The organism is Neochlamydia sp. S13 (assembly GCF_000648235.2).
Classification (GTDB): Bacteria; Chlamydiota; Chlamydiia; order Chlamydiales; family Parachlamydiaceae; genus Neochlamydia.
This window is the reverse complement of the sequence record NZ_AP017977.1, coordinates 1,481,372-1,494,146: the sequence shown is the minus strand read 5'-3', so window position 1 is coordinate 1,494,146 and position 12,775 is coordinate 1,481,372. Positions and strand designations below refer to the sequence as shown.

At 38.6% G+C, this 12,775-nt stretch carries 4 protein-coding genes; 2 read left to right on the top strand and 2 right to left on the bottom strand.

Annotated features, from left to right (window positions below):
• Entirely contained in the window at window positions 1–759 is a 759-nt protein-coding gene (locus tag TY21_RS05785; protein WP_042240442.1) for a VIT1/CCC1 transporter family protein, read from the bottom strand.
• Between the two features lie 211 nt (window positions 760–970).
• On the opposite strand from TY21_RS05785, the gene TY21_RS05780 reads away from it, so the two are divergent.
• Window positions 971–1,888 carry a hypothetical protein gene (locus TY21_RS05780; protein ID WP_042240445.1) on the top strand — a complete coding sequence of 306 codons (918 nt, stop codon included), beginning with the start codon at window positions 971–973 and terminating at the stop codon, window positions 1,886–1,888.
• A gap of 121 nt (window positions 1,889–2,009) precedes the next feature.
• On the opposite strand, the gene TY21_RS05775 is transcribed toward TY21_RS05780, so the two are convergent.
• A complete protein-coding gene (locus TY21_RS05775; protein WP_130589575.1) occupies window positions 2,010–9,074 on the bottom strand; it encodes a tetratricopeptide repeat protein in 7,065 nt (2,354 codons plus the stop codon).
• Between the two features lie 1,305 nt (window positions 9,075–10,379).
• Here TY21_RS05775 and pheT point away from each other — a divergent pair.
• The gene (gene pheT / locus TY21_RS05770) at window positions 10,380–12,764 is read left to right on the top strand and encodes a phenylalanine--tRNA ligase subunit beta (RefSeq protein WP_042239194.1); all 2,385 of its coding nucleotides are present in this window, start codon (window positions 10,380–10,382) and stop codon (window positions 12,762–12,764) included.
• Window positions 12,765–12,775: the final 11 nt, after the last annotated feature.

The window sequence follows — 12,775 nt, the reverse complement described above, 5'->3', positions numbered from 1 at the left end:
TCAGCCTTGTCTAAAAAAAAATTCATGGAGAAAATAGACCCAGGCATAAGCTAAAATGGCGAGCCCTCCATTCCAGATAATAGCGGGAATCATACGGTTCTGCTCATAATAAGCTGAGAGCGCTGAAGCCGCAGCTATCGTTCCTAAAGAACCTATGACTAAACCTTGAAATCCTGGTGCTACTAACTGGCAGGTGAGAACCATAGCAGCGGCAGCAATTGCTCCTAAGCCAGCACCGCAAGCTTGCTTTAAAGGGTGCTCATGAGATTCAAGTTTAAGGCCTAGCTCTTCTTCTACCATTACCCTAAGAAGGCGGTCGCCATCAGCCATTAAAACCTCCACTATATGATCTAACATTTTGCCTTCAAAGCCTTTGTTGGCATATAGATCTTTAAGCTCCATTTTTTCTTGTTCACGATTATGATCAATTTCCCATTTTTCTTGTTTAACAAGACGATGCAATCTTTCTAGACGTGACCAGCCAAGCCAGGCACTGCGTCCAAACTTCCATAGCGTCCATCCCGTAGAAAAGATAATTAGGGCCAAAGTGAGGGAAAGGAGAGGCAATTTAAATGAAAGAATAAGGCAACTCATGAGAAGCAAGACTACTGCTGTTTCACGGGCCGCATCGGCGGCAGCAGAAAAATGGCCAGGAATTTCAGTTCCATGCACTTCCACCGTTGAGAATTTTCCTTCGGCTAGTTTTTCGGCTACATGCTCAATAGGAGCTTTATGGGTAAAATGGGTGTTTTCTGTCATTAATTTTTCTTTCCGTTATCTTTGTTAATATTTCGCATTCTAACATGAATTTTTGCAATAAGGAAAGAAAAAGGCATTCAATAATCGCTGCAGCTAAAAAATAATAAAGGAACCGCTAATCTAAGCCTTTTGATTTTTCAATAAATTATTTTACAAAATGGTTGGATGTGTTACACTAAGAAGAGAAAGATGTATAGCAGAGGATGTCCTTATGAGCCAAGATTTTACTAACCTGAATACAGGAATGGGTAATCAATCAGGTTTACCTAATGCTGAGGCACTTTACCAACCTAAGCAAACTTCAGCATTGGACTCCAAAGTCCAAGAGACCTCTCTGCATTCTAAAGATTCTATCGAAAAAGCGAGTGCAGTGGTGGCTTCACTTTATTTGCCTCCTCTTTCCAATCCCTTATTAATTCCTCCTGATGCTAATAACATAATAGCTATTAGCCAATTAGCGATGGATAAAATTTGCCTAAACATTTTAGATAGCTGGTCGCAAAGTTTAAAAAAAATAGCAGAAGAAAAAAGAGAGGCCGACCGAAGAAAGGAATTAAACCCTTTATTGCAAGACCTAAATATGGCGGGGGGATTAGTTCTGGCAGTGGCTACTATTTTTATTCGCGCTATTTTTGGGACACAAATTGCTCAAGCCTTACAAAAAAATCCTGGATTGACAGATGAAAAAGTCATCGCCCATAAATTTGCTACTCAAATAGCTCAATGGTCACTTGATGGAGTTCTAGGCGGTTATCTCATGACTATCGTCGACAAATTGCCTTCAGCAACCTCTATGAATGAAGGAGAGAAAAAAGTTTTAGCTCAGCAAATGCAGGCGATGTTACTTGCCGCTGCCTTAGGAGGGATATATAAAGCCAAATATGAATGGATAACTTCTAAAGAATTCATGGATGTGTTATCAGATCCTTTTTCCTTAAAAGACTCCAATATGGCCATGCTTGCCATGCTTCTTGTAAACACCTTAAATGAGCTTCCTGAGGAGGCGAAATTAAGGATGATGAAGACTTTGAATATCTATATGGATAGTAACCCTGATCTACCTTCTTTATTCGATTTAGGTCATACTACAGGGGTTCAACTTTCTATTCTTAAAGCGACTCGCCTTTGAGTAGCTAGAGGAATAGATTTGTGGAAAGTGATATAGGATGGCATTCGTATTACATTCTTCAATGTTACCTTTATTGCCAGGAATTCTTTGCCATTTTTATATTATCTCCATTTTTGGTGCCCTATATCTCTTTCTTAAGTGTTTGCTGGCGGGTTACAAGCGCGGCTACGGTAGGATGGTTGTTACCATAGAGGTCGATAGCAATTCTAAGAGCGTGATTGACATACTCAAGCGCCTTTTCCATATTTCCTGTTAATTGGTAAATCCATCCTAAATCGTTATAATCTGTTGCTATCTTGGAATGGTTCTCACCGAAAAGGTTAAGGTTAATAGCAAGTGCTTTGTTACTAGATTTTGCTGCTTTGTCTAAATTGCCTTGGTCTTTGTAAATTTGTCCTAGGTTGTTGTAGCTTGTTGCCACGGTGGGATGATTTTCACCAAAAAGCTTCAAGTTAATGGTGAGCGCTTTGTTTGTATACTCAGCTGCCTTGTTTAAGTTGCCTTGATCTCGGTAAATTTGTCCTAGGTTGCTGTAATTTGTTGCCGTGGTGGGATGATTTTCACCAAAAAGCTTAAGGTTAATGGTAAGAGCTTTGTTGCTATATTCTAGCGCTTTGTCTAAGTTGCCTTGGTCTTGGTAGATTTGTCCTAGGTTGTTGTAATTTGTTGCCACGGAGGAATGGTTTTCACCAAACAGCTTAAGATTGATAGCAAGGGCTTTAATGCTATATTCTACCGCTTTATCTAAATTGTCTTGTTCTTTGAAGATTTGTCCTAGGTTGTTGTAATCTCTTGCCACGGTGGGATGATTTTCACCAAAAAGCTCAAGATTAATGGCGAGTGCTTTTTCAGCATACTCAGCCGCTTTGCCAAAATTGCCTTGTTCTAGATAGATTTCACCCAGGTTGCTGTAATTTGTTGTCACGGTGGGATGGTTTTCACCAAAAAGCTTAAGGTTAATAACAAAGGCTTTCTCAGCATACTCAGTCGCTTTGTCTAAGTTACCCTGGGCTTGGTAGACTATTCCTAAATTGTTGTAACAAATTGCCACCGTGGGATGATTTTCACCCAAAAGCTTAAGGTTAATGACAAGTGCTTTGTTGCTGTACTCAGCCGCCTCGCCTAACTTGCCTTGTTCTTGGTAGATTCGGCCAAGGTTGTAGTAACAAATTGCCACGGTGGGATGATTTTCTCCGAAAAGTTTAAGGGCAATAGCGAGAGCATTCTCGGTATACTTAGCGGCCTGCTCTAAATTACCTTGTTCTTTGCAGAGCTGTCCCAAGTCATCATAACCTTTTACCATAGAGGAATGATTTTCTCCAAAAAGCTTAAAGTTAATGGCAAGCGCTTTCGTGGCATACTCAGCCGCCTTGTCTAAATTGCCTTGTTCTTTGTAGATTTGTCCTAGGTTGTTGTAAAAAATTGCTACGGTGGGATGATTTTCACCGAAAAGCTTGAGATCAATAGCAAGTGCTTTGTTGCTATATTCAACCGCCTCGTCTAACTTGCCTTGTTCTTTGTAGATTTGTCCTAGGTTGTTGGAAAGAATTGCTACGGTGGGATGATTTTCACCGAAAAGCTTAAGATCAATAGCAAGTGCTTTGTTGCTATACTCAGCCGCCTCGTCTAACTTGCCTTGTTCTTTGTAGATTTGTCCTAGGCTACTGTAATTTGCTGCCACGGTGGAATGGTTTTCACCAAAAAGTTTAAGGTTAATAGCAAAGGATTTCTGGCTATATTCTAGCGCTTTGTCTAAATTGCCTTGTTCTTCGTAGATTAGTCCTAGGTTGGTGTAATTTGTTGCTACGTGAGGATGATTTTCACCATAAAGCTTAAGGTTAACAGCAAAGGCTTTCTGGCTATATTCTAGCGCTTTGTCTAAATTGCCTTGTTCTTTGTAGATTAGTCCTAGGTTGTTGTAATTTCTTGCCACGGCAGGATGATTTTCACCGAAAAGCTTGAGATCAATAGCAAGTGCTTTGTTGCTATACTCAACCGCCTCGTCTAACTTGCCTTGGTCTTGATAGATTAGTCCTAGGTTGTTGTAATTTGTTGCCACGGCGGAATGATTTTCACCAAAAAGATTAAGATGAATAGCAAGAGCTTTAACGCTATATTCTTGCGCTTTGCCTAAATTACCTTGTTCTTTGTAGATTATTCCGAGATTGGCGTAACAAGCTGCCACGGTGGAATGATTTTCACCAAAAAGCTTAAGCTTGATAGCAAGGGCTTTATTATAATATTCTGCTGCTTTGCCTAAATTACCTTGCTCATTGTAGATTCCTCCTATGTAATTGTAATTTTTTGCTACGGCAGGATGATTTTCACCATAAAGCTTAAGGTTAACAGCAAAGGCTTTCTGGCTATATTCTAGCGCTTTGCCTAAATTGCCTTGTTCTTTGTAGATTAGTCCTAGGTTGTTGTAATTTCTTGCCACGGCAGGATGATTTTCACCGAAAAGCTTAAGATCAATAGCAAGTGCTTTGTTGCTATACTCAGCCGCCTCGTCTAACTTGCCTTGGTCTTGATAGATTAGTCCGAGGTTGTTGTAATTTGTTGCCACGGTGGAATGATTTTCACCAAAAAGCTTAAGATGAATAGCAAGAGCTTTAACGCTATATTCTAGCGCTTTGTCTAAATTGCCTTGCCCTTCGCAGATTATTCCTAGATTGCCGTAACAAGTTGCCACGGCGGGATGATTTTCACCAAAAAGCTTAAGATTGATAGCAAGGGCTTTATTATAATATTCTGCTGCTTTGCCTAAATTACCTTGCTCATTGTAGATTCCTCCTATGTTATTGTAATTTGTTGCCACGGTGGAATGATTTTCACCAAAAAGCTTAAGGCCAATAGCAAGTGCTTTATTATAATATTCTGCTGCTTTGCCTAAATTACCTTGTTCTTTGTAGATTAGTCCTAGGTTATTGTAATTGCTGGCCACGTCAGGATGATTTTCACCAAAAAGCTTAAGGCCAATAGCAAGTGCTTTATTATAATATTCTGCTGCTTTGCCTAAATTACCTTGTTCTTTGTAGATTAGTCCTAGGTTATTGTAATTGCTGGCCACGTCAGGATGATTTTCACCAAAAAGCTTAAGATGAATAGCAAGAGCTTTAACGCTATATTCTAGCGCTTTGTCTAAATTGCCTTGCCCTTCGCAGATTATTCCTAGATTGCCGTAACAAGTTGCCACGGCGGGATGATTTTCACCAAAAAGCTTAAGATTGATAGCAAGGGCTTTATTATAATATTCTGCTGCTTTGCCTAAATTACCTTGCTCATTGTAGATTCCTCCCATGTTATTGTAATTTCTTGCCACGGCAGGATGATTTTCACCAAAAAGCTTAAGGCCAATAGCAAGTGCTTTAACGCTATACTCTACCGCTTTGTCTAAGTTGCCTTGTTCTAGGTAGATTAGTCCTAGGTTGTTGTAAGTTGTTGCCACAGGGTGATGATTATCACCGAAAAGCTTAAGATCAATAGCAAGGGATTTGTTGCTGTACTCAGCTGCTTTGTCTAATTTGCCTTGTTCTCGGTAGGCTTGTCCTAGGTTGTTGTAAAGAATTGCTACGGTGGGATGATTTTCACCGAAAAGCTTAAGGTTAATGGCAAGGGATTTTTGGCTATATTCTAGCGCTTTGTCTAAATTGCCTTTATCTTTGTAGATTGCTCCTAGGTTGTTGTAATTTCTTGTCACGGTGGAATGATTTTCACCAAAAAGCTTAAGGTTAATAGCAAGGGCCTTCTCAGCATACTCAGCCGCTTTGTCTAAGTTGCCTTGTTCTTGGTAGATTGCTCCTAAATTGCTGTAACGAATTGCCACGGTGGGATGATTTTCACCAAAAAGCTTAAGGTCAATAGCAAGGGCTTTTTGACTGTATTCTGCTGCTTTGTCTAATTTGCCTCGGCCTTGATAAATTTGTCCCAGATTGCTGTAACGAATTGCTATGGTGGAATAGTTTTCACCAAAAAGCTTAAAGTCAATATCAAGGGCTTTCTCAGCATACTCAATCGCTTTGTCTAAGTTGCCTTGATCTTTGTAGATTATTCCTAGATTGCCGTAACAAGCTGCCACGGTGGAATGATCTTCCCCAAAAAGCTTAAGGTTAATAGCAAAGGCTTTCTCAGCATACTTAACCGCTTTGCCTAAGTGGCCTTGTTCTTGGTAGATTGTTCCTAGATTGTTGTAATTTGTTGCCGCGGCAGGATGATTATCACCAAAAAGCTTAAGGTTAATAGTAAGAGCTTTGTTTAAATGCTCCTCCGCTCTATCTAAATTGCCTTGTTTGCCGTAGGTCATTGCAAGAGCATTTAAAACCCTCGCATTCCGCGGATTTATTTCTTTCGCTAAAAGATACCATTTTTCTGCTTTTTTATGTTGAAAAAGCCGCTGGTATATATCTCCTTTTGTCTCAGGTGAGTTATCTTCCAAATCAGACGATTTAAGTTCATCTTCATTGCCTTTTAAAAATTCCTCAATGGCTTGGTAAAAAGGAATAAAGATCCGGTAGATCTTTTTTATCCCTTTTAAACTTTTATGATCTAAAGCAAACTGCTGTCTAATAAGATTTGGATCCTCAAATCCAAAGGGTTTAAGGAGAGGATTCATCATTTCTTTTTGCGCTCGATAATGAGAATAAGTTTTAAGACGCATAAATAATGCTAGGCTCATCCAATCCTTTAACTTTTCAGTGGCTCCTTGTGTTATAATCCCTAGCTCACTTAGCTTGTCAATCCTAGTAAAAGTGTCGGAAACTGTTACTTTTTTTAAAAGAGCTAGCCGGTCAATAGCTAAATGAGGAAACCGGTAAAAATCATTTTTAACTTGAAAAAGCATACCGTGCTTGTCTAAATCACCCATTCCCGGATTAAAAGTTTCCATATCAGCTAACACAAGGTGCTCTTTAGCTAAATAGTGACGCAGATCAAAGTTTTCTTGATGAGGAATATCAAGCCCCTCTCGAATTTTCTCATCATAAGCTTTAGTTAACTCCCCATTGCCTAGTAGATGAGTATGGTTTAGCAATTCCATAGGAAGATGAGGTTCTTTTTCATGCCACCACTGGCCTTTTTCATCTTTACCCACATATTGGGCCATCTGTTCAGGAGTTTGGATAAGTTCAAATGTTTTGCCATTACCTAAAGGAGTTTTACAGCCTTTTCCTTCTACTCCTGCTCCATCAAAGGCAAAGCCTCGTGGCGTAATGCCATCGAAAAAGCCTATTTTTTTTAAGCAAGGAATATTTAAAGCAGGAAGGATAGTTTCTCCTAAGTTGATAACCTTTAAGTGAAGTAGATTGGTTAGATTCTTAAAATATTTCTTGTGTATAGGATTGTCTTCTTGGATAAGAATGCCAAATTCTAAGTCAGAATAAGGAGTCATCTCTTCTCTAGCTAATGAACCAAAGCCTATCATGGCATATTCACAAGGCGCAGTATCTAATTGATGCAGAGCCTGTATTGTAAGTTGCTCAAAGAAAATTTTTATTTGGTAAGCTATCTCACCATACAGCTCTTTTACCTCTTGAGAAGAAGGGCTCTCTGGCAGAGCTTGAACTTTCTTCTCTATTTCTTCTCTAAATTTTTTTAATGTATAGCGATTGCTTTCGAATTGTTTCTTTATTACCGCAGAATCAAGCGATTTTCCTTTACATTCTCTAGCAAGTAAATTTTGTACGTGAGAAAGTCTATTTCTAATAATTTCTTGTCTTTCTTCAGGAGCTAGGCGTAAGGCATAATTGTAAAGTCCTGCCGCTTGTAAAAGTGTTTCGGGTGTTTCTTTCTTTAAGTAAATGTCACCTAATTTTTCTATGCAAAAGCTTTCTTGAAGGAGATCTTTTTCTCGAACAGCAAGATTTAAAGCTTGCGTATAGGCCTCTTCAGCATTCTCTAGCCTAGCATTTGTTAATACATTCCTACTCTGATTAATTGGAGAGATCGTCTCTTGTAACCACTCTGCAAGTTTGTCCAAATAAAGTGGCATTTTCTGAGGTTGATACTTTGTTAAAAGTGTGGTGTTACTTGGCATTTGTTTTCTAAACACTTTTGCACAGCTTCTAGCATCAAGGATGCTTCTTAATTCATTATCGCTCAAGCTGCTGAAAGAAAGAAAAATCCGTTCAAAAATTTTTAAGGGCAGGGTAGTTAAAGAAGAAGACGCTAATCTTCTTTTCTTACGGGATTTATTAGCAGGCGTAGTTTGTGGTAAAGCTCTTTTAATTCCGCTTGTCTTCAGTATTATTTTAGCCTTTTTATGAGGATAAAAAGAATTATCTTCGTGTGAAAAAAAGTTATGAGGAACTTTTGATTTTGAAAGAGGAGAGTGAGTTTGCTTTAAGGGTAGCGCATAAACAAAGTGGCCACCTAAATCGATAATAAAAATGTATTCTTTAGGTCTTTCTTCTAGAGAGATAGCTTTCCATTCCTGGGATCTATCATCTTCAGCTAGTCCTGCTTGTGGAAAAATTAACCTATCATGAATCCCGCACATCTGCTGCTCCTCATTAACCGTTATCAGCTTGATAGGAATGGATAAAGCTAAAGCTAGTAAATCTCCTTCACCAATGCCACTTATCCAAGCTTCTTTCTCTCTTATTTCTTCAGCTCTTTGGCTGTCTGTATGCTTTACAAGGCTTGAAAGTACTTGCCTTAGATAGGAGATTTTATCTGCCTGCTCTTCTAGCAAAGGAATTTTTCTAGCAAGATAGGCATAGCTTTCTAAAAAAGCGTTAAAAAAGCAATCACCATCGCTCGCCACGCCTTTTAGTGCGAATCCTTCTTCTTTAAGATAAGCAGCCGCAGCATTTACCTTTACTATTAGTGAATCGCTGATAATGGTGGTGGGATCGTGCCACAAGAATAGAGCTATTTGCCTTGGTGCCCACTCGCCCGTAGATGGATCAAGTAAATCTGTTCGATTACCATCAAGCAAATTTCCTCTTAGAGCAGTAATTCTAGGGCCTACTGAACCAAAGCTTTTCCATAGGTTGCTGCTTTGAATGAGCTGTTTCCAAGCTCTACATACAAGCTTTGCTTGGTTTAAATCTGACAGGTTTAACTCTGCAAATATTTTTAGGCTTATTTCTGCATAAACAGAAGTATCTTTCCTAAGGCTAATAGATTCTTCCTCTATATTTGTAAATGCAGGGAAGATAAGAGGATGAACATGCGAATTTTCTGATAGCATACACCTAAGGCCTTTCTATTTGATTCTGGTTAAATTTAGACATTTGACACTAGTATCTATAAATTTTTTTGTTGCTTTATAAGCTAAGCTACTTAAAGTTTAAATAGAAAATATCTCCTTTTCTAGCTTGTATAAAATATTTTCAACAAACCGTTTGAAAAATTTTGGCTTTAGTACCTTGCTATGTTGCATGATAGGAACCTGCATAAGCTTCATGAGGAGAAGTTAAGGTTAGTCAGAATATTTTTAGATCTTTTCTTCACTTACTGTATTGGTATAATCTTAGCTTGCATGCTTTTTTTGCTTGCTAGGCAAAAAGTGCATTTCAGGCCTTATCCTTTCCTTGTTAACATTAGAAAAATGAAGCAAGCTTTATCTCTATTAAATAGCCTGGATTTTTATCGTCTTTGCTTGCTTATCCTTCCTTTTGTAAAGACTTTTTATGCCCTACTTAAAGTCCACTCGCTAGGTAGTGTTCTTATCAAGAACTCCTGCAGTTTAAGGAAGGTTTATCAAATGGCTTTAAAGAGTAATGGGCGGCCCTTTATTGATATAATCTTTACGTGAACGTCTTTTTTTACTTGCTAGGCAAAAAGTACGACTCAGGCCTTATCCTTTCCTTGTTAACATTAAAAAAATGAAGCAAGCCTTATCCCTATTAAATCGCCTTGATTCTTATTATCTTTTCTTGCTTATCATTCCTTTTGTAAAGGGTTTTTATGCCCTACTTAAAGTTTGCTTGCTAGGTAGTGCCCTTGCCAGGAATTCCTTAAGTTTAAGAAAGGTTTATTTAATGGCTTTGAAGAGTAATGAGCGGCCCTTTAAGCGCTGCTTTATCGATAAAGCTTAAGCTGCCTTCAAGGAAATGATTTTCTCAATAGATGATCTTAACCTTATCCCTTAAGAGTTACTATTCGAGGCTTTAGCTTTATGATTGCCTAAGCAAACTTCAAAAGTCTATCTTTGCTTCTTCACCAGATGATCGCTTGCTTAAAGCTTAGCTATAGAAGCTGTTAGGAAGACGAGCTCGGAGGCAAGGGAACTTTATCAACAAGGTAGCTCTCAAGATATAAGAAAAGTTATACTCCTACATCAAAAAGTTATACTCCTACATCAAAAGGTTTTTTTAAACTTTTTCTTTTTGATTGTTTTGGGGGATTAAAAAACATACGCTAAATCTTTATCCACTAGATAGGCCTTTGATTTCCTTTAACTTAATTGTTATCTTATCTCTTGTTTTCTATTCAAAATTCTGTATTCTATTTCTTATTCTTCATCCATTTATTTATAAAGAATTTAGATACTATGAAAATTTCATTGAATTGGTTACGCGAATATATCTCAATCGATCTGCCACCTTTAGAAATTGCTAAGGCTTTGACCTCTGCAGGCCTTGAAGTGGAAAAAATAGAAACTCTAGGTGAGGGCTTTGAGGGGGTAGTCGTTGCTGAGGTCCTTACCGTCGAAAAGCATCCTGAAGCAGATAAGCTGTGTGTAGCCCAAGTAACAGATGGTCAAGAAACCTATCAGGTGGTATGTGGGGCCTCAAATTGCCGCCCCGGCATTAAAACAGCTCTAGCTCGTGTAGGTGCTAGCTTAACGGATGATAGTGGTAAAAGATTTAAGATTAAAAAGTCAAAGTTAAGAGGTATCGAATCTTCTGGCATGCTATGTGGTGCCGATGAGCTGGGTTTAGGTGATCAGGAACACGAGGGAATTATCGAGCTAGAAGACCACCTACCAGTAGGTACTGATCTAGCGATATTAATGTCGGATACCTTATTTGAAATTGGCCTTACCCCTAATCTAGGACATTGCAGTAGTGTGATAGGTGTAGCAAGGGAATTAGCAGCCGTCTTAGAATTGCCTCTTGTTTTACCTGAAATCTCCTTTTCTGAAGATCCATCTTTACATACAGCAGAGTTAATAAAAGTTGCTGTGCAAGATAAGGAAAAATGCTTGCGCTATGCTTGTCGCGTGATAAGGGATGTTAAAGTGAGCCCGTCTCCCGATTGGTTGAAAAAACGTTTGAAAGCTAGCGGCATTCGTTCCATTAACAACATCGTTGATATTACCAATTATGTATTTTTGGAATGTGGACAGCCTTTACATGCTTTTGACTATGACAAGATCAGCGAACATACTATTGTTGTGCGCACCGCTAAAGAGGGAGAAATTTTCACTACTCTTGATGAAAAGAACCGCCTGTTAAGCGCTGAAGATTTACTGATTGCTGATAAAGAAAAAGGGATTGCGCTTGCCGGTATCATGGGGGGTAGCAACTCTGAAGTCACTCTTTCTACCCAGCACATCTTGTTAGAAGCAGCTTATTTTGAAAGAAAATCCATTCGTAAAACAAGCAAACGTCTTGGCCTCCAAACAGATTCCTCCAAGCGTTTTGAAAGAGGTGCCGATCCTCATGCTGTATTATGGGCTTTAAATCGTGCAGCCATGCTGATTCAACAGCTAACTTTAGGAAAAGTTGCACAAGAGCCTCTCGATATTAAAGAACAAGTGTTTGCTGAAAAGCTAGTTAGCTGCCGTTTAAGCAAGATAAATGGCCTTTTAGGCACTCATCTAGTTGTAAGTGAGGTGGAAGCTATATTTAAACGCTTAGGCTTTATTTATACCTGGGACGGACAGGACAACTTTTGTGTGACAGTTCCCACTTATCGCGTCGATGTGCTAAGCGAAGTGGATCTTATCGAAGAAGTTGCCCGTATTTACGGGTATGATAATATTAGCCGCTCCCAGCCTATGTACAAGAATGCGACTATTCCTCATGCTCCTTTATTTCTTTTTGAAAGAGCCATTAAAGAGCGTTTGATAGGGGAAGGATTGCAAGAGTTTATCACTTGCGATCTGATTGGTGCTTCAATTTTAGATACTCTTAACCTACAAACAAATGCTTTAGAAACAATTAAAGTTTTAAATCCTATCTCTGTGGAACAGTCGACCTTAAGAACTTCATTGCTACCAGGCCTTTTACAGCTGGTCAAATATAATGCTGCCCATCAAAATCATGATATAGCCGGATTTGAAATCGGTCGCATTCATTATAAAGAAGGAGAACAATATAAAGATCAATCGGTCATAGGCATCGTTTTAGCTGGAAAAGCTTCTTCTCAAACTTGGGCGACTAAGGAACGAGAATTTGATTTTTATGATTTGAAAGGAATGATCGAAAACATGCTTAAGGAATTACGTGTGTTTAATGTTTCTTTTAAGCCAAATGATTTGAAAACTTTTCATTCAGGCCGCCAGGTAGCTATTTTTGTTGATTCTTTAGAAATCGGCTCAATGGGAGAAATTCATCCTTCCATTTGCAGACGTCTAGATGTCCAGCAAAGGATTTACTTTGCTGAGTTAAATGTATATGATCTATTTAGTGTGCGCCAAGAAGACTATGTGATCAAGGATATTCCTATCTATCCAGGCTCGCAAAGAGATTGGACAGTGACAGTAAAAGAGGAAATTTCCTTTCAACACATTTTAGATCTTGTTCCTATATCGTCAAAGCTTCTTAAAAGTGTAAAGTTGCTAGATATTTATCGTAGTGAAAAATTAGGAGCCGGCTTGAAAAATATGACTTTTCGCTTTCTCTATCGAGATGACCAAAAGACTTTATCGCAGGAAGAAGTTGACAATGAGCATGCATGTGTCTTGCAAGAAACAATTATAAAATTATAAAAATTAATGTT

Excerpts from the sequence above, each read along its gene's own strand:
- TY21_RS05785 (WP_042240442.1), bottom strand. The coding sequence starts at position 759 with ATGACAGAAAACACCCATTTTACCCATAAAGCTCCTATTGAGCATGTA.
- TY21_RS05780 (WP_042240445.1), top strand. The coding sequence starts at position 971 with ATGAGCCAAGATTTTACTAACCTGAATACAGGAATGGGTAATCAATCA.
- TY21_RS05775 (WP_130589575.1), bottom strand. The coding sequence starts at position 9,074 with ATGCTATCAGAAAATTCGCATGTTCATCCTCTTATCTTCCCTGCATTT.
- pheT (WP_042239194.1), top strand. The coding sequence starts at position 10,380 with ATGAAAATTTCATTGAATTGGTTACGCGAATATATCTCAATCGATCTG.